This is a genomic window from Pseudarthrobacter sp. NPDC092419 (assembly GCF_044755045.1).
Lineage (GTDB): Bacteria > Actinomycetota > Actinomycetes > Actinomycetales > Micrococcaceae > Arthrobacter.
This window is the reverse complement of record NZ_JBIVQF010000009.1, coordinates 63376-88567: the sequence shown is the minus strand read 5'-3', so window position 1 is coordinate 88567 and position 25192 is coordinate 63376. Positions and strand designations below refer to the sequence as shown.

Genomic DNA, 25192 nt, shown 5'->3' with positions numbered 1-25192 from the left:
CATGCCGCACCACGGTAACGAGGAAGAGCACAACTCATCCGAGCACCACGGCGGCGCCGGCCACCAGGAACCGGTGATCCGGGACAACCGCAAGGTTGACCCGGTCACCGGCCAGGCACGGCACCCGGAGGCGCAGGCTTCCGGTCAGGAAAGCAAGGATTCCGACGGCGACGCGCTCGCCCAGGCCGAGGAGATCCTTAACGGCGTGGACGTGCCGGCTGAGGAATCCGTGGCCCAGGGTGCGGCGGCAGCGGGAAGCGCCGAGGCGGCTGAGCTTCGGAACGACCTCCTCCGCCTCCAGGCCGAGTACGTCAACTACCGCAAGCGTGTTGAGCGTGACCGGGCCGTGGCAGGGGAGATGGCCGTCATCGGCGTCCTGAACTCCCTGCTCCCGGTCCTGGACGATGTTGACGCCGCCCGGCAGCACGGCGACCTGGCCGACGGCCCCTTCGCCGCGATCGCCGCCAAGCTGGAGAACGCGTTGAAGACCTACGGCCTGGTCCGCATCGACCAGACCGGCGTGGAGTTCGATCCCACGATCCACGAGGCACTGATCCAGCAGCCCGGCGAGGACATTGAGGTTGATACCGTCAGCCAGGTGCTCCGCTCCGGCTACAAGTCAGGCGAACGCGTCCTCCGCGCGGCCCAGGTCATCGTCGCGGTCCCCGCGTAGCATTACCCCACGCGAGATGGCAGTTCGCGGCAGTGTTGGGCAACCGCATTGCTGTGAACTGCCATCTCGGCAAAGATTCTTGAAAGGAAACGCCATTGGCTAGCCAGGATTGGGTGGACAAGGACTTTTACAAGATCCTTGGTGTCGCCAAGGACGCTTCCGACGCCGACATCAAGAAGGCCTACCGGAAGCTGGCCCGCGAGCACCACCCTGACACCAACGCCGGCAACACGGCTTCCGAGAAGAAGTTCAAGGACATCTCGGAGGCCTACTCTGTGTTGTCGGATCCGGAGGAGCGCCAGCAGTACGACGCTATCCGTGCCATGGGCGGCGGCGCCCGGTTCGCTCCGGGCGGTGCCGGTGCAGCCAACGGCGGCTTCGAGGACATGTTCGGCGGGCTCTTCACGGGCAACACCGGACGCCATGCGGGCGGCTTCAACCCGGCCGGCGGCGGCATTCCGCCCGAGTTCGCGGACCTGTTCGGCGGCTTCGGCGGCGCTGGCGGTTACCAGCGCGCCCCGCAGCGGGGCGCGGACCGGACGGCATCCACCACCATCTCCTTCGCCGGGTCCATCCGCGGCACCACCATCGGGCTGCGCGAACCGAACGGCGAGGTCATCGACGTCCGCGTGCCGGCCGGCATCAAGGACGGCCAGAAGATCCGCGTCCGCGGCAAGGGCCAGCCCAGCCCCGCGGGCAACGGCGACCTGATGGTTGCGGTGTCCGTGAAGCCCCACGATTTTTACACGCGCGACGGCGACAACCTCCGCATCCACGTCCCGGTCACCTTCCCGGAGGCTGCTATGGGCGCCGACATCGAAGTGCCCACCATCGACGGCGACAAGGTGCGGGTGCGCGTTCCGGCGGGAACGCCGTCGGGTCGAACGCTGCGGGTGAAGGGCAAAGGGGTGAAGACGTCGAAGGGGACCGGCGACCTGCTGGTGACCATCGACGTCGCCGTTCCCAAGAACCTGAACAAGGATGCCGAAGCCGCCGTCAAGGCGTTTGCCGAGGCCACCGCGGACGCAGATGTCCGAGAGGGCCTGGCCGCCAAGGCCCGTCTGTAACGGGTGGTCATTGCCGTGGACATCAACGCTGATCAGCCAATCTTCGTGATTTCGGTGGCGGCCGAGCTTGCGGATATGCATCCCCAAACGCTCCGGCAGTACGACCGGATGGGGATCGTTTCTCCGCGCCGCGCGCCGGGGAAGTCGCGGCGCTACTCGCAGCGGGACGTCAACATGCTCCGCGAGGTGCAGCGGCTGTCCCAGGAAGGTGTGTCCCTGGAGGGGATCAAGCGCATCCTGGAACTTGAAAACCAGGTGGCCGCACTCCGCAGCCGGGTGTCCGAGCTGACGGAAGAGCTGGCCCGGCGTCCTCAGTCGATCGACTCGCGCATCTTCGCAGCGGGCGCCGCTGGTGACGTGGTGAGCCTGGCCCGCGGCCAGCGCCCGCGTCCCCGTTCGCAGGCCGTGGTGGTCTGGCGGCCGCGCGCACTGGGACAGTAGGCATCCAAGTACTCGGCCGGCCTTCGCGGCGGGAAACTAGAGTACCCGGTACTGGTGACGGTCCAACCCCCAAAACCTTGAATTGAACCACCTGCTGGATCAGCAGCAGGCGGTTTCAAGGTTCTGGGGGTTTTTCCATGTTTGGTTCTCACTGCAAGGCCCGGCGATGAGCCCGGGAATGGAATCGGTGGCGGCGATCAGCGCGTCCCTTCCGGGTCTGGTCATCCTGTCCCTGGGGCAGGCCATGGTGGTGGTGTGCGTCTGCTTCGACATGGTGCGTGCACTGTCCGTGCCAGGGTCCCACAGCCGTTACGTGGCCAGCACCGTTTTCCGCACCCTGGCGGTGCCGTCCGTCATCTCGCTGGCCGTCAGCGTGCTGGTGGATCTGGTGATGGCCTCCATGTCGGGAGTGGGGATGGCCATGTTCGTCCTGGTGGCCATCATTTTCCGTCTGCACCACGACAAGGACGAAGACAACTGGTGGAAGGGCAAGGGCAAGAAACTCGCCCGTTGGGCCCGCCGCCGCTTCGCAGGACGTGTGTCCGGCCGGGCAGTCGCCGCCCCTGCCCTGGGGTAGGGGGCAGGACAGGGTCCTGGGAGAGGGTCCCTGGATAGGCCGGAGCGGCGGACAGCCTGCTAGCCGTTGATGACCTGCGGGACGCCGAGCGTCGTAGGTTTCCAACGGATACTCCACTTCGAGTAGGCGGTGCGCCAGCCGGATGGCCTGGCAGGTTGCTCTTCAGTGTTGCGCGCGGGCGGACGAAGTTCTTGTGTTTCGGTGCAGGACCCTTGACACTGAGGGCGCCAGATTCAGTAACCCTCTACAGCACCACAGACAGGCGGCGGAGATTGACCCATCACCATCACAGTTCCAAGGCGGAATCCGCGGGATCGGCCGGCGTACGGGGTGACGGGTCATTCGCCGGCCGGCTTCACGCCATGTGGCATTCCATTGCCGGGGTGGTGGGCCTGGTGATGGGGCTGCTCCCGCATGTGCTGCACCATGTGGGGCTGCTTGCCGGGACAGCCTTGGTGGCAGGGTCCGGCGGAACCGCACTGTTTGGGGCACTGGGGTTGATTGCCTCTATTCCCGTGCTGCTCCGGCTCTACCGCAGGTTCGGCAGCTGGATCGCGCCGGCCATTGGCCTGCTCGTGTTCGCCGCGATGTTCTCCCTTTCGGCCTTCGTCATCGGCCCGGCAGTCAGCGGCACGGGCAGGGACGTGGGGCCGTCCCCCGCGCCCACTGCCGACCACACCGACAACCACACGGGCGGCCATTGAGCCAACGGCCGCGGCGGCGGGCCGTTGGGCCCTACCGGGACGGTCTGCATCCGGCGACAGTGGATTCATGGCGGACCTTTGGCTTATGGCGCGCGTGTTGTTCCTGCGCGCCGCCTGGAAGCCGCGGGACCACTGGGATGCCGGGCGGATTTCGGAACACCAGGAGGGGTCCCTGCGGAGGCTGCGTGCGGCAGCCTATGCCGGCTCGGAGTTTTACCGGCGGCACCATGCCGGACTGCAAAACGCCCCTTTGGACCAGCTGCCGCCGGTCACCAAAGCCGACCTCATGGAGAACTTCGACCAGGCGGTCACCGCCCCGGGACTGAAGCTGGCCGACGTCGAAAACCACCTGCGCGCACTGACCGACGGCGGGGGCGATCCGGGAAAGCCCTGGCGGGGACGGTGGTGGGCGGCCGCAACCGCCGGAACCACCGGGCGGCGGGGAACCTTCGTCTGGAACCGGTCCGAATGGGCAACAGTCCTGGCTTCCTACGCCAGGGCGAATGACTGGGCGGGCATCGCCGCGGGCCCGGTGCGGCCGCTGAGGATGGCACTGGTCAGCTCCCGCGTGCCAACCCATCAGTCCGCTGGGGTCGGGGCATCGTTCCCCTCCCGCCTGGTCCCGACCCTGAGGCTGGATGTCACGGCACCCATGGCCGAGTCCGTGGCGGCGCTCAACAGCTTCCAGCCGAGGATACTGGTCGGGTACGCCTCGGCCCTCCAGCCACTGGCGGCCGAGCAGCTCGCAGGACGCCTCCGCATCGCACCGGAAGGCGTCATGTCCGCCTCCGAAGTCCTCAGCGGGCCGGCGGCGTCAGAGATGCGTGAAGCCTGGGGCAGTGCGCCGTTCGACGTGTACGCCGCAACGGAAACGGCGGGTATTGCTTCGCCGTGCGCCCATCGCAAGCGTCATGTCTACGAGGACCTTGTCATTGTTGAATCCGTGGACGCAAACGGTACTGCGGTGGAGCCGGGGACCACCGGGGCGAAGCTGCTGGCCACAGTGCTGTTCTCCCGGACCCTGCCCCTCATACGCTACGAGCTGTCCGACACCGTCAGGCTCGGCGGCCGCGGCTGCCCGTGCGGGCGCTCCTTCCGACTGCTCCAGGGCGTCGAAGGCCGCCTCGAAGACGTCCTTCAGCTGCCGGGCAGGACCGGCGCGGTCAGGGTTCACCCCATCATCTTCCACCACGCGCTGGACACCGTTGCCACCTCCGGCTGGCAGGTCATCCAGGAGCCCTCCCGCCTGCGGATCCTGGTAGCGGGCATCAAGCCCGGCCTGTCCGCCGACGGGATCCGCACGGCCGTTGCTGTTGCCCTTGCAGAGGCCGGCGCCGCGGAAATTCCCCTGGACGTCCAGCTGGTGGACCGGCTGGAGCGGACCCCGCTGGGCAAAGCGCCCTACGTGCGGAGGCTGCCCAGCGGCTGATCCGGGCTTCCGCCATGGGCGTTCAGTAGCTGGGGCGCGGGTCGCCGTCGGCCGGTTTGACGTCGGCTTTGGGGATGAACCGGGCGGCGAGGGCTTCGGAGCCCCGCGCGAGGAGCGCGACGTCGGCGCCCACCAGGATGAAATCCGCACCGTTGGCGAGGTAATGCTCCGCCGTGGCCGGGTTAAAGGCGTTGACGCCCGCGGGTTTGCCGGCCGCCTTCGCCGCTTCGAGGCAGCGTTCGACGGCGGCGCGGACCTCGGGGTGTTCCTGCTGTCCCAGCAGGCCCATCGAAGCGGCGAGGTCGGAGGGGCCGATGAAGATCGCGTCCACGCCGTCCACCTTCAGGATGTCCTGGACCGCGTCCACGGCGGCGGTGGATTCGATCTGGACAGTGACGCTGATGGTCTCGTTGGCGCGCGCCAGGTAGTCCGGCACCCGGTTCCAGCGGGCGGCGCGGGCCAGGGCCGAACCCACGCCGCGCACGCCGTGGGGCGGGTAGCGGGTGGCGGCCACCGCGGCCTCGGCTTCGGCCAGCGAGTTGACCATGGGGATCAGGAGGTTCTGGACGCCCAGGTCCAGGTACTGCTTGATGATTACGGTGTCGTTGACCGGCGGCCGGACCATGGCGTGGACCGGATAGCCGTGGATGGCCTGGAGCTGGGCAAGGATGGAATCCAGGCCGTTCGGGGAGTGCTCCGCGTCCACCAGGAGCCAGTCCAGGCCAGACCCGGCGCAGAGCTCGGCGATCAGCGGGCTGCCGGAGCACACCCACATGCCGGCCAGCGGCCGTTTGGTTCCGGCCAGCGCGGACCGGAAGGTGTCCTCTATTCGAAGTGGCATGTCACAACTCCCAGGGGTCCGTAGTCGGCGTGGACGGTATCACCCTTGTAGACCCAGGTGGGACGGGTGAAGGAACCGGCCAGGATGATGTCCCCGGCCTTCAGGGAGTCGCCGTGCGCGGCGATCTTGTTCGCGAGCCAGTGCACGCCGTTGGCCGGGTGGTCCAGGACACCGGCCGCGACACCTGTTTCCTCGACGGTCTGGTTCTTGTAGAGGATGGCCGAGACCCAACGGAGGTCCACGGCGTCCGGTTTGACCGGGTTGCCGCCGATCACCATGGCTCCCATCGCGGCGTTGTCCGAGATGGTGTCGACGATGGTGCGGCCTTCCATTTCGATCCTGGAGTCCAGGATCTCGAGGGCCGGAACCACGTAGTCGGTGGCCTTCAGGACATCGAAAATCGTGGCGCCGGGGCCTTTGATGCCGTCCTTCAGCACGAACGCCAGCTCCACCTCCACCCGCGGGTGGGTGTAGCGGTCCCATTCCACTGAGCAGCCGGTTTCGAGCACCATGTCATCAAAGATGGCGCCGTAGTCCGGTTCGGTGATGCCCGTGGCGGCCTGCATGGCCTTGGACGTGAGGCCGATCTTGCGCCCCACCAGGGTTCGGCCGGCCTCTTCGTTGCGGCGGCGCCACAGCCGCTGGACCGCGTAGGAGTCCTCCACCGTCATGTCCGGGTAGCGGGCAGTCAGGCGGGGCACGGGGGTGCGGGTCCGGCCGGCTTCGACCAGTTCGTCCGCGATGGCCTCAATCGTCTTGGCATCCAGCATGGCTACAGCTGCGCCCCCAGCTTGAACCCTTCAGGCTGCGCACCCTCGTCCGGCTTGCGGGTGTAGGAGAAGCCGTCGGCGCCTACGGTCACAGCCATTTCGGAAGCGTCGGTGCGCTCGATGACCGGCTGCGGGTTGCCGTCCAGGTCCAGGACCAGGGAGGCTTCGGTGTACCAGGAGGGGACCACGGGGTTCCCCCACCAGTCGCGGCGCTGGTTGTCGTGGACATCCCAGGTGATGGTGGGGTTATCCGGGTCGCCGGTGTAGTAGTCCTGGGTGTAGATCTCGATGCGGTGGCCGTCCGGGTCCAGAATGTAGAGGTAGAACGCGTTGGACACGCCGTGCCGGCCGGGACCGCGTTCGATCCGGTCGCTGATGCGCAGCGCGCCCATCTTGTCGCAGATCTGAATGATGTTGTGCTTCTCGTGCGTGGCGAACGCGACATGGTGCATGCGCGGGCCGTTGCCGCCGGTGAGGGCGGTGTCGTGGACCGTCTGCTTGCGGTGCATCCACGCGGCGTACGTGACGCCGTCGGAATCCTTGATGTCCTCGGAGACGCGGAAGCCCAAATCCTCCAAGTAGGCGCGGCCGCGCGGGACGTCCGGGGTGACCTGGTTGAAGTGGTCCAGGCGGACCAGCTCACCGGCGGAGTAGAGGTCATAGCGCTGGGTGAGCCGCTCCACGTGCTCCACGTCGTAGAAGAATTCGTACGGGAAGCCCAGCGGGTCCTCCACCCGGACGGAGTCGCCCACGCCCTTGGTAAAGCCTTCCTTGCGGCGCTCCACCCGGCAGCCGAGCTCCTTGTAGTAGGCCTCGGCGGCGTCCACCTCGGCCGGGGACTTCACCCGGTAGGCGAAGGCCGCGACGGCGGCGATGGGTCCCTTGCGCAGTACCAGGTTGTGGTGGATGAATTCCTCGAGGGACCGCAGGTAGATCGCGTTCTCGTCTTCCTCGGTAACGTGCAGGCCCAGGACGTCCACGTAGAACTCGCGGGACCTGGCGAGGTCGGTGACCACGATCTCCATGTAGGCGCAGCGGACGATGTCCGGGGCCGGGACCGTGGGGGTGGGAACGAAGTTGGTCATTGGATTCTCTCTTCTTTGAAAGGGGCTTGGTCAGGCGCCGAATTTGGGGGTATGTACGGAACCGAGGGTGATGTGCACGGCCTGCTGGTCCGTGTAGAAGTCGATGGAGCGGTAGCCGCCCTCGTGGCCCAGGCCGGAAGCCTTGACGCCTCCGAACGGGGTGCGCAGGTCGCGGACGTTGTGGCTGTTCAGCCACACCATCCCGGCCTCCACGTTCTGCGAGAAGTTGTGGGCCCGGGTGAGGTTCTGGGTCCAGATGTAGGCGGCCAGTCCGTATTTGGTGTTGTTGGCCAGGGCGAGGGCTTCGTCGTCGTTCTCGAACGGGGTGATGGCGACGACGGGTCCGAAGATCTCTTCCTGGAAGATGCGGGCGTCGGGGGCGACGTCGGCGAACACAGTAGGTGCGATGTAGTTGCCTTCGGGCAGGTGGTCGGGTCGGCCGCCGCCGGCCAGGAGCCGGCCTTCGGTTTTGCCGATCTCCACGTAGGATGCGACCTTCTCGTAGTGCTCCGGGTGGACCAGGGCGCCCACCTGGGTCTTCGGATCGTGGGGATCGCCCACCACGATGTTCCTGGCGCGGGCGGCGTACTTTTCGCAGAACTCGTCGTAGATCGCGCGCTCCACCAGGATGCGGGAGCCTGCCGTGCAGCGCTCGCCGTTGAGGGAGAAGACACCGAACAGGGCCGAGTCGATCGCGGCGTCCAGGTCGGCGTCGGCGAACACGACGCAGGGGGACTTGCCGCCGAGCTCCATGGAGAGGCCCTTGAGGTTGGCGGCCGCGTTCCGGAAAATTGTCTGGCCGGTGGTGGTCTCGCCGGTGAAGGAGATCAGCGGAACGTCCGGGTGCTTGACCAGGGCGTCGCCGGCTTCCTCGCCCAGGCCGTTGACCAGGTTGAAGACGCCGTCGGGCAGGCCCGCTTCCTTGAAGATGGTGGCCCACAGCGAGGCGGACAGCGGCGTGAACTCGGCCGGCTTCAGCACCACGGTGTTGCCGGTGGCCAGCGCGGGGGCGAGCTTCCAGGACTCGAGCATGAACGGCGTGTTCCACGGGGTGATCAGTCCCGCCACGCCGATTGGCTTGCGGTTCACGTAGTTGATCTGCGAGCCGGGGACCTTCATGGCGTCGTCGAACTGGGCCACGATCAGGTCCGCGAAGAAGCGGAAGTTCTCCGCGGCCCGCAGCGCCTGGCCCTTGGCCTGGGTGATCGGCAGGCCGGTATCGAAGGTTTCCAGTTCCGCGAGGCGGGCTTCCTGGGCTTCGACGGCGTCGGCAATTCTGTTCAGGACGCGGGCCCGCTCGCGGGGCTTCATCTTCGGCCACGGGCCGCTCACGAAAGCTTCGCGGGCGGCGGCCACGGCCAGGTCGATGTCCTCTTTCTGGCCGGCCGCGGCGGTGGCGTAGGTGCGGTTGGACACAGGATCCAGGACGTCGAAGGTCTTCCCGCCCACGGAGTCAACGAACTCGCCGTTGATGTAGTGCTGGATATGGGCGGGCAGGTCCTGGGGCACGTAGTGCTGGGTGGTTTCTGTCGAGGTCGTCATCGTTGAAGTCCTTACTGGTGCTTGGCTTGGGCGAGGTAGGTGTCCAGGGTGGTGGCGCGGTGCCGGCGGGCGGCCTGCTCGATCCGGTCCGCGGGGGCTCCGGTCTCAATCAGCCGGAGCAGTTCTTCGTGCTCCTCGACCGAATCCCGTGCCCTGCCCGGAACAAACCGGAACGTTGAGGACCGCAGCGCAGCGAGCCGGTTCCAGCCGCGGTGCACCAGATCGAGGATGTGCGGGTTGGGGCAGTGTTCAAACAGCACACTGTGGAAGTCCTGGTTCAGCTGGGTGAACCGAACGGGGTCGAAGTGGTCCAGGCATTCACGCATCTCCTCGTTTACCGCGCGGGCCCGGGCGATGGCCACGGCATCGATCAGGGGAGCGGACAGCGCGGTGGCCGCCCCCTCCACGATGCTGAGGGTCTGCATGGTGTACAGGTATTCTGTGGGGTCGATCCCTGCAACGGTGGCCCCGACATTGCGTTCGAACGTCACCAGGCCCTCGGCTTCCAGCCGGCGGATCGCTTCGCGGACGGGGACCACGCTGAAGCCCAGGTCTTTGGCAATGGAGCCGAGCACCAGCCGGTAGCCGGGGGTGTAGGTGCCTTCCACGATGCGGGCCTTCACGGCCTGGTAGGCCTGTTCGGACTTGCTGCCGGCTGACGTGCCGCCGGCGGCGCCTGCGGAAGCGGCCGCGCCCGGGGAAACCAGGGCGGATTCAGTCACTGGCCTGCCTCCCATTCCTTGTACCGGGCCTGCCATTCGGCGTTCATCGGGTAGAGGCCCTCCACGCTGTGGCCCTGCTTGACCATCTCGAAGATGAAGGTTTCCTCCTTCTCCTGCTGGATGCAGTCGTCAACGAGTTCTTCGGCGACAGCCGGCGGGATCACCAGGATGCCGTCGGAGTCGGCCACAATGATGTCTCCGGGCTGGACCGTGGCGCCGCCGCAGGCGATGGTGATGTCCGTGTCCCACGGGACGTGGCGCCGGCCGAGCACGGCCGGGTGCGGGTTGGCGAAGTAGGTGGGCATGTCCAGGCCCGCGACGGCCGAGTAGTCGCGGACGCCACCGTCGGTGATGATCGCGGCGGCGCCGCGGACCTGGGCGCGCAGGGCCAGGATGTCGCCCACGGTGCCGGTCCCCTTTTCACCGCGGGCCTCCATGACCAGGATTTCGCCTTCGTTCACGGAATCGATGGCGCGCTTCTGGGCGTTGAAGCCGCCGCCGTGCGTCTTGAACAGGTCTTCGCGGTTGGGGACGTAACGGAGGGTCCGGGCCAGGCCCACCACGCGGCGGTCCGGGCGGGTGGCCTGCAGCCCGTCGATGCTGACGTTGTTCAGCCCGCGCTTGCGCAGCTGGGAGGAGAGGGTGGCGGTGGCCACGGACTCAAGCTTGGCTTTCAGTTTGGGGGACAGGGAACGCACGACGGCGGCGCCTGCCCCGGGCGCGGATCCCGCCTCGGCGGGCAGGCCGGCAGCTTCCCGGGAACCGTACGCTTCCTCCCGCTGGGTGTCATCCACCCTGGGCTGGGCGCCAAAGTCCGCGAACGCCGTGGTGCCTTCCGTGACGGTGGTGGCCAGCCGGCCGGTGGTGAGCGGCGCGCCGCCGTCTGCTCCCGCCGTCGTACTTACCTCAACTTCGACGACGTCCCCGGGCTGCGCCACGGACGCGCCGGCGGGGGTACCGGTGAGGATGATGTCGCCTTCCTCAAGGGTTAGCAGCTGGGAGAGGTCCGCAACCAGCCGGGCGAACGGGAAAAGGAGGTCTTCGGTGGTGTCATCCTGGACGATTTCGCCGTTGAGCCAGGTGCGGATGCGCAGCAGGGAGGGGTCGACGGCGTCTGCCGGGATCAGTGCTGTGCCAACAGGGGTGAACCCGTCGCCGCCCTTGGAACGGAGGTTGGATCCCTTGTCCGCGTAGCGCAGGTCGTAGACGCCGAAGTCGTTGCTGGCCGTGACCGCGGCGACGTGGCTCCAGGCGTCCTCGAGGCTCACACGGCGGGCTGCCTTGCCGATGACCAGGGCGACCTCGCCCTCGAAGCCGAGAAGCTCGCACCCTGCCGGGCGCTCCACCGTGCCGCCGGTGAGGGCGAGGGAGCTGGACGGCTTGAGGAAGTAGGAGGGCTGGGCCGGGGTCCGGCCGCGCTGGGCGGCTCGGCTGGGGTAGTTGATGTGGACCGCGATGACCTTGCGCGCTGCTGCCAAGGTGTCGCCGTTGACCTGCTCCAAAACCGTCTCCTCATCAGGTACGAAATCGTATACGATCACTATCACGCATCGCCGATGGCCCGTCAACCCCTGCTGATGCGCTAATTCCGGGGGTTTCCGAAGGCACTTGTCGCCCGCATCACATCCGGCGTACAGTGGAAAACTACCCCCTGAATTTCAAATATCGAACCTTCCGTTCTGATATCGAACAAGTGCCGCCACAACGAAGTGAGGAAAAGCCTGTGCAGTTCCACCACCACGGCTATGTATCCGGCGACCCGCGCATCAAGCCTGCCGCCGGCGTCGGACTTAACCGCCCTGAAGAGCTTCCTGACGAGGTGGATGTGCTGATCGTCGGCACGGGCCCGGCCGGCATGCTCGCCGCCGCGCAGCTCGCCCAGTTCCCCAACATCACCACCCGCATCGTGGAACGCCGTCCCGGACGGCTCGCCATCGGCCAGGCAGACGGCATCCAGGCGCGCAGCGTGGAAACGTTCCAGGCCTTCGGGTTCGCCGAGCGGATCATCGCCGAGGCCTACCGCATCACGGAGATGGCGTTCTGGAAGCCGGACCCGGCCAACCACGCCAACATCGTCCGCGCCGCCCGTGCAGTGGATGACGAAATGGGCATCAGCGAGTTCCCGCACCTGATCGTGAACCAGGCCCGGGTGCTGGACTACTTCGCCGAGTGCATGGCGAACGCCCCCACCCGGATGAAGCCGGACTACGGTTACGATTTCCAGGGCCTGGAGGTTGCGTCCGACGGTGAGTACCCCGTAACTGTTCGGCTGCTCCGCACCGCCGGGCCGGACGAGGGCCACGAGCGCGTTGTCCGCGCCAAGTACGTGATAGGGGCCGACGGCGCCCGGAGCAAGGTCCGCCAGTCCATCGGCTGCACCCTCGCCGGCGACCAGGCAAACCACGCGTGGGGCGTCATGGACGTCCTGGCCGTCACGGACTTCCCGGACATCCGCACCAAGTGCGCCATCCAGGGCGCCGAGGGCAGCATTCTCCTGATTCCGCGGGAGGGCGGCCACCTGTTCCGGATGTACGTGGACCTGGGCGAGGTGGACCCTGCCAGTCACCACGCGGTGCGGAACACCTCGATCGAGCAGATCATCGCCAAGGCGAACGCCATCATCCACCCGTACACCCTTGAGGTGCGGAACGTGGCGTGGAGCAGCGTGTACGAGGTGGGGCACCGGCTGACGGACAGGTTCGACGACGTCCTGCCGGAGGACCGCGGCACCCGCACCCCGCGGGTGTTCATCACCGGCGACGCCTGCCACACCCACAGCGCCAAGGCCGGCCAGGGCATGAACGTCTCCATGCAGGACGGGTTCAACATCGCCTGGAAGCTGGGCCACGTCCTGGAGGGCCGCAGCCCGGAAGGCCTCCTCTCCACCTACTCCGAGGAGCGCCAGGTGGTGGCCCGAAACCTGATCGACTTCGACAAGGAATGGTCCTCCATGATGGCCAAGAAGCCGGAGGAGTTCGACGATCCCTCGGAGCTGGAAGACTTCTACGTCCGCACCGCGGAGTTCCCTGCCGGCTTCATGACCCAGTACGCGCCCTCCCTGGTGATGGGTACGGACGCCCATCAGGACCTGGCGACCGGCTTCCCCGTGGGCAAGCGCTTCAAGTCCGCCCAGGTGGTCCGCGTATGCGACACCAACCCGATGCACCTGGGGCACCACGCCACGGCGGACGGCCGCTGGCGGATCTATGCGTTCGCGGACGCCGCACTGCCGGGAACAGGCTCAGCCACCGACAAATTTGCCGAGTGGCTCGCGAACTCGGCGGATTCGCCGCTGGCCGCGACGCCGTCGGACGCTGATCCTGACGCATGGTTCGACGCCAAGGTGATCTACCAGCAGGACCACCCGAGCATCGACATCAACGCTGTTCCGTCGGTGTTCAAACCGTCCGTGGGCCCGTTCAAGCTGACCGACTACGAGAAGGTGTACGGCGTCGATCCCAAGGCGGACATCTTCGACGAACGCGGACTGGACCGGGGCGGCGTGGTGGTGGTGGTCCGCCCGGACCAGTACGTGGCGAACGTCCTGCCGCTAACTGCCACGGCGGAGCTCGGTGCGTTCTTCGCGCCGCTGCTGGCGGGCCGCCACCTCCCCGTCAGCTAGTTCGGAGCCTTAGCGGCGGGCGGTGCGGTAGTCCGCTGCCGGGTACACGCCCAGGATCCGCACCTCGGTGGTGAAGAAGTCCAGCTCCTCGAGGGCCAGCTTCAACGGCAGGTCCTCGGGGTGGCCTTCGACGTCGGCCATGAACATGGTGGCCGCGAATTCGTTGCCTACCATGTAGCTCTCCAGCCGCGTCATGTTCACGCCGTTCGTGGCGAACCCGCCCAGCGCCTTGTACAGGGCCGAGGGAACGTTGCGGACGCGGAACACAAAGCTCGTGACTGCCGGTCCGGGAAGTTCAGCCCGGGCCGGCAGTTCCTTTTCCCGGGCCAGGACCACGAACCGGGTGGTGTTGGACGGATCGTCCTCCACCCGGGACGCGAGGACTTCGAGGCCGTAGATCTGCGCGGCGAACGGCGGAGCGAGGGAGAGTTTGCGGGGATCGTTCCACTCGGCGACCTCGCGCGCGGAGCCCGCGGTGTCGCCGGCGATGACGGGTTTGAGGCCGTGCTCGCGGATGAGCTTCCGGCACTGCCCCAGGGCGTGGATGTGGCTGTGCACCTCGGTGGCACCCCCGATGGTGCTGCCCGGGATGCCCAGCAGGTCGAAGTGGATGGGCAGGAAGTACTCGCCGACGATCTGCAGGTTGGACTGCGGCAGGAGGAGATGGATGTCCGCCACCCGTCCCGCGATCGAGTTCTCGATGGGGATCATGCCCAGCTCGGCCTCGCCACTGGACACCAGTTCAAAGGCGTCCTCGAAGCTGGCGCACGGGACGCTTTCCATGTCCGGAAACATCTGCCGGCACGCGATATTGGAGTTGGCGCCGGGCTCGCCCTGGTATGCAATCTTGGAGGCCATGGTCCGTATGGTTTCACGCTCCCGCCCTGCCCGCCCAACTGAGTAGCGCTATGTGCCGTTTTCGGGGTTCAAAACGGCACGTAGCGCGACCTAGTGGGGATGGGGGAGGTCAGAGGGGAGTGACGCGCAGCCAGACCGACTGCCGGGGCAGCAGGGTGATGCCCTCGTCCAGGTGCAGCGCGGCTTCGGAGAGCAGGTCGACGGCGGCAGGCGAGAATCCAGCGAAGGTTTCCGCGGGCAGGGCCTCGGGGGAGTCGCTGAAGTTGGCCAGGACCAGTACCGTGCTGCTTTCTCCGGGCCGCTGGTAGGCGAGGACGGCGCGGTCGCCGGTGTGGAAGTCCACCAGCCGGGTTCCCGCCAGCTCCGGCGTGGCCGCCCGCACGGCGATCATCCGCTTAAGCCCGGCGAAAACCGCACCCTCGGGCGTGGCAGGGTCGCTGCGACGGGCGTAGTGGCGCGCCGGATAGTGGGGCCGGTGCACCCAGCGGCTGTCGGCGTCGTGCCCTTCCTCCATGGCGTAGTTGTAATCGTTGAGCTGTGCCACCTCATCGCCCAGGTACAGCAGCGGGATGCCGCCGGTGCTGAAAGGCACGGAATGGGCCAGGAGGATCCGTTCCACCGCCTCAGCCGGGTTGACCTCCATGCCGCAGAGGGACGCCGTCGTGCCTGAAATGCGGCAGTCCCCGGTCTTGGGGTTGTCCTGGAACGGGACGCCGCGGGCGAAGCTGCCCGGGAAGCGGTTGACGTAGAAGGAGTTCAGGAAGCGGCGGTGGTCGAACCCATTGATCCCGAGCTCGGCCGCGTCCTCGTCCGCAAAGGTCCAGCCGATGTCGTCGTGGCTGCGGACGTAGTTCACCCAGGCAGTGCCATCGGGGATGTTGTGCCGCCGCTCCAGGGCCTGGGCCAGCAAGGAAACATCGCGGGTGGCCAGGGATTCCCAGATCAGCGCCATCTGGAGGGGGTTGTAGGAAAGCTGGCATTCGGCGGGATCGATGTAGCGCGCCACCTCGTCCGGGTGCACGATGGCCTCGGACTTGAACAGCAGCGACGGCGCCGCCAGCCGGCACACCGAGTTGAAGGCCTGCAGCAGCGAGTGGGCCTCGGGCAGGTTCTCGCAGGTGGTCCCGAGCTGCTTCCAGATGAAAGCCACCGCGTCCATGCGCAGGATGTCCACGCCCTGGTTGGCAAGAAAGAGCATCTCGCCCGCCATGGCGCGGAAGACGTCAGGGTTGGAGTAGTTCAGGTCCCACTGGTAGGTGTGGAAGGTGGCCCAGACCCAGCGCCCGTCCGGCATCTGGATGAACGAGCCGGGGTGGTTCTCCGGGAAGATCTCCCGGACGTTCTCCTCGAAGGCGTCCGGCATGGTGCGGTCGGGGAAGATCCAGTAGTAGTCGCTGTATTCGGGGTCGCCGGCCGCCGCCTTTTGCGCCCAGTCGTGCTCATCGGAGGTGTGGTTGAAGATGAAGTCCACCACCAGGCTGATGCCGTTCCGCCGGAGTTCGGCGGCCAGCGACTTGAGCTGCTCCATGGTTCCCAGCTTCGGGTTGACCTGCCGGTAGCTGGAGACGGCATAGCCGCCGTCCGAGTGCGGTTCGGGGGCCAGGAACAGCGGCATGAGGTGCAGGTAGGTCAGCCCCAGCTCCTTGAAGTAAGGAATGCGGGCGCGGACCCCCTCCAGGCTTTCGGCGTAGCGGTCCACGTAGCAGACGCCGCCAAGCATGGCGTTGGACTGGAACCAGCCGGTGTTGGTTTCCCGCTCCGTGTCCAGGGCTTTGAGGTCCGCGGAGCGCTCCTGCCAGGACCGGGCGCTCTGGACCACCAGCGCCGCGAGCTGGTCCAGCCAGTCCTGCCGCGACCCGTACAGGGAGTGGAACAGCCCGCGCAGGGTGGGGAAGTGCTGGTCCAGGCGGCGGCGGAAGTCCGGGTCCGGGGTCAGGCCTTCCGCGCCGTCCAGGGCGGCCAGGACGTGCTGCTGCGAGTTGTCATCCACGCTGACGGATTCGTGCATGGCTCTGGACCTTTCCGGCGCGCCGGCGGGTCCGGCGGAAACCTGTACCGGCAGTATTTCACGCCGCGTCAGAGGCTGGGCCAGAGCCGATTGTCATATCCAACAGCGCCCACCGGGGAGGGGGCGGGAGGCCGGTTCAGAGCACGCTGCGGATGGCCTCTTCGAAGCTGGTCACGTGCTCCAGGGCGAGCGTTGCCGCCCGGTCCGCCTGCCCGTCGGCGATTGCTTCCAGCAGGGCCACGTGCTCGGCGACGTGCCCGGCCACGGACGGGACCTTTTCCAGGACCATGCACCAGATCCGGGTGGCGAGGTTGTCGTAGCGGATCAGGACGTCCTCGAGGTGCGTGTTGGCAGCGGCCCGGTAGATCAGGCGGTGTACCTCGATGTCGTAGCGCATGAGCTCGTACGGGTCGTCGCCCTCCTGCATCCGGGCGATGGCGGCGGCGGTATCGCGCAGTTCCGCGCGCAGCGCGGGGGTGGCCAGCTTCGCGGCGCGTCGGGCCGCCAGGGGTTCCAGCGCCTCCCGTAGTTCGGAGACGTCCGCGAGTTCGGTGATGTCGACGACGGTGGCGAACGTTCCGCGGCGCGGGTACGAGATCACGAGGTGGTCGGTTTCCAGCCTCTTGAGTGCCTCGCGCAGCGGCGTCCGCCCAATGCCCAATTCGGTGGCCAGCTTGCCGTCGTTGATGGCCTCGCCGGGCCGGATCTCCAGCATGATGAGCCGGTCCCGCAGGGTGCGATAGGCCTGCTCGGACAGGGAGAGCTCCGGGCTTTCCGTCAGCTGGTGCCCAGTCGCCAGGCTCATGTGCGTCTCCCAAAAATTGTCTGTTGACGGTGGCGTGATCTACAACATACTATTGCGTCAGTTCTAATATATCAGTCGCAGATCAGTTGTTGATCAGCTTCCGGAAAAAGCTTCTGTAAGGAGAAACATGCAGAACGTACTCAACGCCCCGCTCGCAACGGTGGACGCCGACGTCGCCGCCGCCGTTGCGCAGGAACTGCACCGCCAGCAGTCCACGCTGGAAATGATCGCCTCGGAAAACTTCGCCCCGTCCGCCGTCATGGAGGCCCAGGGCTCGGTCCTGACCAACAAGTACGCCGAGGGCTACCCCGGCAAGCGCTACTACGGCGGCTGCGAGCACGTGGACGTGGTGGAGCAGCTCGCCATCGACCGCGTGAAGGCCCTGTTCGGCGCGGAATTCGCCAACGTGCAGCCGCACTCCGGCGCGCAGGCCAACGCCGCCGCCATGTTCGCCCTGCTGAACCCGGGCGACACCATCCTGGGGCTCTCCCTGGCCCACGGCGGCCACCTCACCCACGGTATGAAGATCAACTTCTCCGGCAAGCTCTACAACGTGGTCCCGTACCACGTCCGCGAGGAAGACCTCCGGATCGATATGGCAGAGGTGGAGGCTCTGGCACTGGAGCACAAGCCCAAGCTGATCGTTGCCGGCTGGTCCGCCTACTCCCGCCAGCTGGACTTCGCCGAATTCCGCCGGATCGCAGACCTCGTCGGTGCCTACCTGATGGTGGACATGGCCCACTTCGCCGGCCTGGTGGCAGCAGGGCTGCACCCCAACCCCGTCCCGTTCGCGGACGTGGTGACCACCACCACCCACAAGACCCTGGGTGGTCCCCGCGGCGGCGTCATCCTGGCGAAGGAGGAATACGCCAGGAAGATCAACAGTGCCGTCTTCCCCGGCCAGCAGGGCGGCCCGCTGGAACACGTCATTGCCGCCAAGGCTGTGGCCTTCAAACTCGCAGGCACTCCCGAATTCGCCGAACGCCAGGCACGCGTCCTGCAGGGTGCGCAGCTGCTGGCCGAACGCCTCCTGCAGCCGGACGTCCAGGCTGCCGGCATCTCCGTGGTCAACGGCGGCACCGATGTGCACCTGGTCCTGGTGGACCTGCGCCACTCCGAGCTTGACGGACAGCAGGGCGAGGACGTCCTGCACCGCATCGGCATCACCGTCAACCGCAACGCCGTCCCCTTCGACCCGCGCCCGCCGATGGTCTCCTCCGGCCTCCGCGTCGGAACCCCGGCGCTCGCCACCCGCGGCTTCGGCCCCGCCGAATTCACCGAGGTGGCGGACATCATCGCGACGGCGTTGATCGCCTCCGCCGGCAACGGCACCAGCGGCGCCGGAATCCTCCCGGAGGACACCGCCGCCGAACTCCGCGCCCGCGTCACGGCCCTGGCCGAACGCTTCCCCCTGTACCCGCACCTCAGTGACGACGCCACCCTGGCCGCCGCCGAAGCAGACCTGATTGGAGCCGCCCAGTGAGCGCACCGCACCTTCCTGAGCACCCGGAGTTCCTCTGGCGGAACCCGGAACCCAAGTCCTCCTACGACGCAGTGATTGTCGGCGGTGGCGGACACGGCCTGGCCACCGCCTACTTCCTGGCCAAGAACCACGGCATGACCAACATCGCCGTCCTGGAAAAGGGCTGGCTGGCCGGCGGAAACATGGCACGGAACACCACCATCATCCGCTCCAACTACCTTTGGGACGAGAGTGCGGCCATCTACGAGCACGCCCTCAAGCTCTGGGAAATCCTGCCCGAGGAACTCGAATACGACTTTCTCTTCAGCCAGCGCGGCGTGATGAACCTGGCCCACACCCTGGGCGACGTACGCGAGAGCGTGCGCCGCGTTGGTGCCAACAAGCTCAACGGCGTGGACGCGGAATGGCTGGACCCCAAGCAGGTCAAGGAACTCTGCCCCATCCTGAACATCAGCGACAACATCCGCTACCCCGTCATGGGGGCCACCTACCAGCCGCGCGCGGGCATCGCCAAGCACGACCACGTGGCCTGGGCCTTCGCGCGCAAGTGCGACGAGATGGGCGTGGACATCATCCAGAACTGCGAAGTCACCGGGTTCATCAAGGACGGCAACCGCGTCACCGGCGTCAAGACCAACCGCGGCACGATCAACACCGAAAAGGTTGGCCTCTGCGCCGCCGGCCACAGCTCGGTGCTGGCAGAGATGGCGGGCTTCGAACTGCCCATCCAGTCCCACCCGCTGCAGGCGCTGGTCTCCGAGCTCCACGAGCCGGTCCACCCCACGGTGGTCATGTCCAACCACGTGCACGTTTACGTTTCCCAGGCCCACAAGGGCGAACTGGTCATGGGCGCCGGAGTGGACTCCTATAACGGTTATGGCCAGCGCGGCTCGTTCCACGTGATCGAGCAGCAGATGGCAGCCGCCGTCGAGCTCTTCCCCATTTTCGCCCGTGCGCACGTGCTCCGGACTTGGGGCGGCATCGTGGACACCACGCTGGACGCCTCCCCGATCGTCGGCACCACTCCGGTGGACAACATGTTCGTGAACTGCGGCTGGGGCACCGGCGGATTCAAGGGAACCCCCGCGGCCGGCATGACCTTCGCCTACACCATCGCCACCGGAACCCCGCACAAGCTGAACCAGCCGTTCTCGCTGGAGCGCTTCGAGACCGGCGCCCTCATCGACGAACACGGCGCCGCCGCCGTCGCCCACTAGTCGGCACCAGAAAAGGACAACGCACATGCTGCTGATCTCATGCCCCAACTGCGGCCCCCGGGATGAAACCGAATTCCACTACGGCGGCCAGGCCCACGTGGCCTACCCGGAAAATCCCAACGAACTGAACGACACGGAGTGGTCCCGGTACCTCTTCTACCGCGCGAACCCGAAGGGCACCTTCGCCGAGCGCTGGGTCCACAGCACCGGCTGCCGCCAGTGGTTCAACATGCTGCGCGACACCGCCAGCTACGACATCAAGGCCGTGTACCGCATGGGCACGCCCCGCCCCGACGCCGGCGATTCCCGCCTGGACACCACCCCCGCAGCCCCGGAAGGAGCAACCAAGTGACTTCCCAGAACGCCCGCCTGACCACCGGCGGCCGCATCGACCGCACCATCTCCTGGCGTTTCACCGTTGACGGCGAGGAATTCACCGGCCACCCCGGCGACACGCTGGCCTCCGCACTGCTGGCCAACGGCCACATCGCCGCCGGCAACTCCCTCTACGAGGACCGCCCCCGCGGCATCATGTCCGCCGGTGTGGAAGAGTCCAACGCCATGGTTAAGGTGTCCGCACGCTTCCCGGGCCACGTGGCCGAATCCATGCTCCCCGCCACCACCGTTTCCCTGGTGGACGGGCTCGACGCTGAACTGCTCAGCGGACTGGGCAAGCTTGACCCGGCCGAGGATCACGCCGAGTACGACAAGAAGTACGTCCACACGGATGTCCTGGTGGTAGGCGGCGGCCCCGCCGGCCTGGCCGCTGCCCGCGAAGCTGTCCGCACCGGCGCCCGCGTCATGCTGCTGGATGACCAGCCCGAACTTGGGGGCTCCCTGCTTTCCGGTTCCACCGCCGCGGACCTGGCCGAGACCATCGAAGGCAAGCCGGCGCTGGAATGGGTGGCCGACGTAGAGGCTGAACTGGTTTCCACCGAAGAGTGCACGGTCCTGAACCGCACCACCGCCTTTGGTGCCTACGACGCCAACTACATCATCGCCGTCCAGAGCCGCACCGACCACCTGACCAGCCCCGCCGCTCCCGGGGTCTCCCGCCAGCGGATTTGGCACATCCGTGCCAACCAGGTGGTCCTCGCTCCCGGCGCGCACGAGCGCCCGCTGGTGTTCGAGAACAACGACCGGCCCGGCATCATGCTCGCCTCCGCCGTCCGTACCTACCTGAACCGCTATGCAGTGGCGGCCGGGCAGCGCGTAGTCATCAGCACCACCAACGACAGCGCCTACGCCCTGGCCGCCGACCTTCGCGCCGCCGGGGTCAAGATTGCCGCCGTGGTGGATGCCCGTCCGCAGCTCACCGACGTGGCTGCCGCTGCCGTCGAAGCAGGCACGCGGGTGCTGATCGGCAGCGCCGTGGCCAACACCTCAGCAGACGCGGGGCGGCTGGACGGCGTCACCGTCCGCAGCATCAACGACGACGGCGAGCTCACCTCGGGCGTCGAACGGATCGCCTGCGACCTGCTGGCCGTCTCGGGTGGCTGGAGCCCGCTGGTGCACCTGCACTCCCAGCGCCAGGGCAAGCTGCGCTGGGACGAGGACCTCGCCGCGTTCGTGCCGAGCACCGTCGTCCCCAACCAGCAGACCATCGGCTCCGGCCGCGGCTCGTTCGGGACCGCCGACTGCCTCGCGGAGGGAATCTCCGCCGGCGCAAAGGCGGCCATCGCTGCCGGGTTCGCATCCGCCGTCGTACCTTCCCCGCTGGGCGAGCCGAAGGCCTCCGCCCCAACCCGCCAGCTGTGGCTGGTGCCCGGCGAAACCGGCACGCCGGACGACTGGCACCACCACTTCGTGGACTTCCAGCGCGACCAGTCCGTGGCGGACGTCCTGCGTTCCACCGGCGCCGGCATGCGCTCGGTGGAACACATTAAGCGCTACACCTCCATCAGCACCGCCAACGACCAGGGCAAGACCTCCGGCGTCAACGCGATCGGCGTGATCGCCGCGGCCCTCCGCACGGCAGGTGAAGCATCCCGGGGCATCGGCGAGATCGGCACCACCACCTACCGCGCGCCGTTCACCCCCGTGGCCTTCGCGGCACTGGCAGGACGCCAGCGCGGGGAGCTCTTCGACCCGGCCCGCATCACCTCCATCCACCCCTGGCACGTTGCCAAGGGCGCCCTGTTCGAGGACGTGGGGCAGTGGAAGCGGCCCTGGTACTACCCGCAGGCCGGCGAAGACATGGACGCGGCCGTGCTGCGCGAATGCGCCGCGGTCCGTGAATCGGTCGGCTTCATGGACGCCACCACGCTGGGCAAGATCGAGATCCGCGGCAAGGATGCGGGGGAGTTCCTGAACCGGATGTACACCAACGCGTTCAAGAAGCTCGCCCCCGGCTCCGCCCGTTACGGGGTTATGTGCCTGGCTGATGGCATGATCTTCGACGACGGCGTGACCCTCCGGCTGGACGAGGACACCTTCTTCATGACCACCACCACCGGCGGCGCCGCCAAGGTGCTGGACCACCTCGAGGAATGGCTGCAGACCGAGTGGCCCGAACTCGACGTGCACTGCACCTCGGTGACGGAACAGTGGAACACCATTGCCGTCGTCGGGCCCAAGTCCCGCGAGGTCCTCGCCAAAGTGGCGCCGGAACTGGCTGCCGACGGCGGACTGGACGCAGAAGCGTTCCCGTTCATGACCTTTCGCGAAACCACGCTGGCTTCGGGGGTCCGCGCCCGGATCTGCCGGATCTCGTTCTCCGGTGAGCTGGCCTACGAAATCAACGTTCCGGCCTGGTATGGGCTCAACACCTGGGAGGCGGTGGCCGCGGCAGGTGCCGAGTTCAACATCACCCCGTACGGCACCGAAACCATGCATGTGCTCCGCGCCGAAAAGGGCTACCCGATCGTGGGGCAGGACACCGACGGCACCGTCACGCCGCAGGATGCCGGCATGGAGTGGATCGTCTCCAAGGCCAAGGACTTCCTGGGCAAGCGCTCCTACTCCCGGGTGGATGCTCAACGTGAAGACCGCAAGCACCTGGTGAGCGTCCTTCCCGTGGACGGCTCGCTCCGCCTGCCGGAAGGCACCCAGCTGGTGGAAAAGGGACGCTCCACCAACCCGGCCTACGGGCCGGTACCGATGGAAGGCTTCGTCACCTCCAGCTACCACAGCGCAGCACTGGGCCGGTCGTTCGGCCTGGCCCTGATCAAGAACGGCCGCAACCGCATCGGCGAGACCCTCGTGGCCGCCGCCGGCGACCAGCTGGTTGACGTTGTCGTCGCAGAAACCGTGCTTTTTGACCCCGAAGGGACCCGCAAAGATGGCTGAGACAGCAGCATCCCCCACTGCCCCGCAGGACTCGGCAGACAAGAACCTGGCCGCCCGTGTGAGCCCCGCCGCCAGCCTGAAGGACGCCTTCACGGCAGGATCCCTGGCCGGAACCGTGGAACTCACGGAACTGCCATACCTGACCATGGTGGGCCTCCGGGCCGACGTCCGCAGTGACACCGCGCAGCGGCTGGCCGCCGTTACCGGCGGGCTGCCCGGCGGCTCCGGTTCCGTGGTGGTCCACGGTGACACTTCGGTGCTCTGGCTGGGGCCGGCCGAGTTCCTGGTGGTGGCGCCCGCCGAAGTCCACGAATCCCTGGGCGGGAACCTCCTCCCGGCCCTCCGGGAAGCCCTGGGCGGGGACTCAGGCCAGGTGGTGGACCTCTCCGCCAACCGCACCACGTTCGAACTGACCGGCCCCCGGGCCCGGGCCGTGCTGGAAAAGGGCTGCTCGCTGGACCTGCACCCGCGGGTCTTCAAGGCAGGCACCGCCTTCTCGACGGAGGTTGCGAAGATCCCGGTGGTCCTGTGGAAGACCGGTGAGGAGACGTACCGCATCTTCCCCCGGGCTTCGTTCGCCGAGTTTTTGGGCCGCTGGCTCCTGGACGCCATGCGGGAGTACGCCTCACCCGAGGTTCCCTGATGGCGCTGAGCGTCCTTGATCTGTTCTCTGTCGGCATCGGGCCCTCCTCCTCACACACGGTGGGCCCGATGCGGGCGGCGAAGCTCTTCGCGGACGGCCTCAAGGCGGACGGCCTGCTGGCCGCCACGGCGAGGGTCCAGTCGGAGCTGTTCGGCTCCCTGGGTGCTACCGGACGGGGACACGGCTCGGACAAGGCCGTGGTCCTCGGGCTGCAGGGGCTGGAACCGGAAACTGTGAACACCTTCACGGCCGATGACCAGGTGGCAGCCGCAGCCCTGGACGCCGAACTCCATATCGCCGCCACCCACCGGGTGGACTTCAACTGGGAAGAGGATGTGGTGCTCCATCGGCGCAAGTCCCTCCCGGCGCACCCGAACGGCATGACCTTCCGGGCGCTGGACCACGCCGGAGCCGTACTGAGCGAGCGGAGCTTTTACTCCATCGGCGGCGGCTTCGTGGTGGACGGAGACGCGGAAGGGGCGGACAAGGTAGTGGCCGATGACACCGTGCTGCCCTATCCCTTCTCCACGGCGGACGAACTGCTGGAGGTGTGCCGCCGCGAAGGCATGTCCATTTCGGACGTCATGCTGGCCAACGAACTCACCTGGCGCAGTGAAGCGGAACTCCGCAAGGAGCTGCTGGGGCTCTGGGCCGTAATGCGCCAGTGCGTGGAGAACGGCTGCAACGCGGAAGGCATCCTGCCCGGCGGCCTGAAAGTGACCCGGCGCGCACCCGCGCTGTTCCGCACCCTGACGGCCTCGGCCGCCACAGCCGAAGCCGCGGCAGCATCGCCGTCGCCCGTTAAAGCGCCGGCCGATCCGCTGCTGGCGATGGAATGGGTGAACCTGTTCGCGCTCGCGGTCAACGAGGAAAACGCCGCCGGCGGGCGGATTGTCACCGCGCCCACCAACGGCGCGGCCGGGATCGTGCCTGCCGTGCTGCACTACTACGTGAAGTTTGTCCCGGGGGCGGACGACGACGGCGTGATCCGCTTCCTGCTGGCGGCAGCCGCCGTCGGAATACTTTTCAAGACGAACGCCTCCATCTCCGGCGCCGAAGTGGGCTGCCAGGGTGAGGTGGGCTCGGCCTGTTCGATGGCTGCGGCCGGGCTCTGTGAAGTGCTCGGCGGGACGCCCGGTCAGGTGGAGAACGCCGCCGAGGTGGGCATCGAGCACAACCTGGGCCTGACCTGCGATCCGGTGGGCGGGCTGGTGCAGATTCCCTGCATCGAGCGGAACGCGATTGCCAGCGTGAAGGCCATCAACGCGGCCCGGCTGGCCCTGCACGGGGACGGCAGCCACAAGGTCTCGCTGGACAAGGCCATTAAGACCATGCGTGACACCGGAGCCGACATGAAAACCAAGTACAAGGAAACCTCCCGAGGAGGACTCGCCGTGAATGTGATCGAGTGCTGAAC

Annotated in this window: 22 protein-coding genes; 13 read left to right on the top strand and 9 right to left on the bottom strand. The window is 67.3% G+C overall.

Annotation, left to right across the window (positions count from 1 at the left end):
• Position 1: 1 nt before the first annotated feature.
• From ACIQC0_RS14110 to ACIQC0_RS14085, 6 genes are all read left to right on the top strand, one after another.
• Complete coding sequence (locus ACIQC0_RS14110) at positions 2–673, top strand: nucleotide exchange factor GrpE (RefSeq protein ID WP_400535789.1); 672 nt, start codon at positions 2–4, stop codon at positions 671–673.
• A 95-nt stretch (positions 674–768) separates the two neighbouring features.
• The gene (locus ACIQC0_RS14105) at positions 769–1740 is read left to right on the top strand and encodes a DnaJ C-terminal domain-containing protein (protein WP_377214125.1); all 972 of its coding nucleotides are present in this window, start codon (positions 769–771) and stop codon (positions 1738–1740) included.
• Positions 1741–1755: 15 nt separating this feature from the next.
• A complete protein-coding gene (locus tag ACIQC0_RS14100) occupies positions 1756–2181 on the top strand; it encodes a heat shock protein transcriptional repressor HspR (RefSeq protein WP_400535785.1) in 426 nt (141 codons plus the stop codon).
• Positions 2182–2359: 178 nt separating this feature from the next.
• Positions 2360–2758, top strand: coding sequence for a hypothetical protein (locus tag ACIQC0_RS14095; protein WP_377214900.1), 399 nt, complete (start codon positions 2360–2362; stop codon positions 2756–2758).
• Positions 2759–3030: 272 nt separating this feature from the next.
• Positions 3031–3462: a hypothetical protein gene (locus tag ACIQC0_RS14090; protein ID WP_400535783.1), complete on the top strand. Its 432-nt coding sequence runs from the start codon at positions 3031–3033 to the stop codon at positions 3460–3462.
• Between the two features lie 67 nt (positions 3463–3529).
• Positions 3530–4891: a phenylacetate--CoA ligase family protein gene (locus ACIQC0_RS14085; protein ID WP_400535780.1), complete on the top strand. Its 1362-nt coding sequence runs from the start codon at positions 3530–3532 to the stop codon at positions 4889–4891.
• Positions 4892–4913: 22 nt separating this feature from the next.
• On the opposite strand, the gene ACIQC0_RS14080 is transcribed toward ACIQC0_RS14085, so the two are convergent.
• Genes ACIQC0_RS14080 through ACIQC0_RS14055 form a run of 6 tightly spaced genes read right to left on the bottom strand, consistent with a single transcriptional unit; the run spans position 4914 to position 11353 of the window.
• The gene (locus ACIQC0_RS14080; RefSeq protein ID WP_400535777.1) at positions 4914–5732 is read right to left on the bottom strand and encodes an aldolase/citrate lyase family protein; all 819 of its coding nucleotides are present in this window, start codon (positions 5730–5732) and stop codon (positions 4914–4916) included.
• Positions 5717–6502 (bottom strand): 2-oxo-hept-4-ene-1,7-dioate hydratase, encoded by a 786-nt coding sequence (hpaH, locus tag ACIQC0_RS14075; protein WP_377214130.1) that lies wholly within the window; start codon positions 6500–6502, stop codon positions 5717–5719. The genes ACIQC0_RS14080 and hpaH overlap by 16 nt, the downstream gene beginning before the upstream one ends.
• Before the next feature lie 2 nt (positions 6503–6504).
• Complete coding sequence (gene hpaD, locus ACIQC0_RS14070; protein ID WP_400535774.1) at positions 6505–7587, bottom strand: 3,4-dihydroxyphenylacetate 2,3-dioxygenase; 1083 nt, start codon at positions 7585–7587, stop codon at positions 6505–6507.
• 30 nt (positions 7588–7617) lie between these two features.
• The gene (gene hpaE, locus ACIQC0_RS14065; RefSeq protein WP_400535771.1) at positions 7618–9129 is read right to left on the bottom strand and encodes a 5-carboxymethyl-2-hydroxymuconate semialdehyde dehydrogenase; all 1512 of its coding nucleotides are present in this window, start codon (positions 9127–9129) and stop codon (positions 7618–7620) included.
• Between the two features lie 11 nt (positions 9130–9140).
• Complete coding sequence (locus ACIQC0_RS14060; protein ID WP_400535927.1) at positions 9141–9836, bottom strand: GntR family transcriptional regulator; 696 nt, start codon at positions 9834–9836, stop codon at positions 9141–9143.
• Positions 9837–9847: 11 nt separating this feature from the next.
• Positions 9848–11353, bottom strand: a complete 1506-nt coding sequence (locus ACIQC0_RS14055; RefSeq protein WP_400535925.1) for a fumarylacetoacetate hydrolase family protein — start codon at positions 11351–11353, stop codon at positions 9848–9850.
• 221 nt (positions 11354–11574) lie between these two features.
• On the opposite strand from ACIQC0_RS14055, the gene ACIQC0_RS14050 reads away from it, so the two are divergent.
• On the top strand, positions 11575–13473 hold the full coding sequence (locus tag ACIQC0_RS14050; RefSeq protein WP_400535768.1) for an FAD-binding monooxygenase: 1899 nt from the start codon (positions 11575–11577) through the stop codon (positions 13471–13473).
• A gap of 9 nt (positions 13474–13482) precedes the next feature.
• On the opposite strand, the gene ACIQC0_RS14045 is transcribed toward ACIQC0_RS14050, so the two are convergent.
• From ACIQC0_RS14045 to ACIQC0_RS14035, 3 genes are all read right to left on the bottom strand, one after another.
• The gene (locus ACIQC0_RS14045) at positions 13483–14331 is read right to left on the bottom strand and encodes a prephenate dehydratase (protein WP_400535765.1); all 849 of its coding nucleotides are present in this window, start codon (positions 14329–14331) and stop codon (positions 13483–13485) included.
• A gap of 109 nt (positions 14332–14440) precedes the next feature.
• Complete coding sequence (locus ACIQC0_RS14040; protein WP_400535762.1) at positions 14441–16339, bottom strand: alpha-amylase family glycosyl hydrolase; 1899 nt, start codon at positions 16337–16339, stop codon at positions 14441–14443.
• A 136-nt stretch (positions 16340–16475) separates the two neighbouring features.
• Positions 16476–17144, bottom strand: a complete 669-nt coding sequence (locus tag ACIQC0_RS14035; protein ID WP_377214136.1) for a GntR family transcriptional regulator — start codon at positions 17142–17144, stop codon at positions 16476–16478.
• A gap of 127 nt (positions 17145–17271) precedes the next feature.
• Here ACIQC0_RS14035 and glyA point away from each other — a divergent pair, with 127 nt between their 5' ends.
• Genes glyA through ACIQC0_RS14005 form a run of 6 tightly spaced genes read left to right on the top strand, consistent with a single transcriptional unit; the run spans position 17272 to position 25190 of the window.
• Positions 17272–18627 carry a serine hydroxymethyltransferase gene (glyA, locus tag ACIQC0_RS14030; protein WP_400535758.1) on the top strand — a complete coding sequence of 452 codons (1356 nt, stop codon included), beginning with the start codon at positions 17272–17274 and terminating at the stop codon, positions 18625–18627.
• Positions 18624–19844 carry a sarcosine oxidase subunit beta family protein gene (locus ACIQC0_RS14025; RefSeq protein ID WP_400535755.1) on the top strand — a complete coding sequence of 407 codons (1221 nt, stop codon included), beginning with the start codon at positions 18624–18626 and terminating at the stop codon, positions 19842–19844. The genes glyA and ACIQC0_RS14025 overlap by 4 nt, the downstream gene beginning before the upstream one ends.
• A gap of 25 nt (positions 19845–19869) precedes the next feature.
• Positions 19870–20196 (top strand): sarcosine oxidase subunit delta, encoded by a 327-nt coding sequence (locus tag ACIQC0_RS14020; protein ID WP_400535752.1) that lies wholly within the window; start codon positions 19870–19872, stop codon positions 20194–20196.
• Positions 20193–23132: a sarcosine oxidase subunit alpha family protein gene (locus tag ACIQC0_RS14015; protein WP_400535749.1), complete on the top strand. Its 2940-nt coding sequence runs from the start codon at positions 20193–20195 to the stop codon at positions 23130–23132. The genes ACIQC0_RS14020 and ACIQC0_RS14015 overlap by 4 nt, the downstream gene beginning before the upstream one ends.
• Positions 23125–23775: a sarcosine oxidase subunit gamma gene (locus tag ACIQC0_RS14010; RefSeq protein WP_400535746.1), complete on the top strand. Its 651-nt coding sequence runs from the start codon at positions 23125–23127 to the stop codon at positions 23773–23775. The genes ACIQC0_RS14015 and ACIQC0_RS14010 overlap by 8 nt, the downstream gene beginning before the upstream one ends.
• A complete protein-coding gene (locus ACIQC0_RS14005) occupies positions 23775–25190 on the top strand; it encodes an L-serine ammonia-lyase (RefSeq protein WP_400535743.1) in 1416 nt (471 codons plus the stop codon). Before ACIQC0_RS14010 ends, ACIQC0_RS14005 begins: the two co-directional genes overlap by 1 nt.
• Positions 25191–25192: the final 2 nt, after the last annotated feature.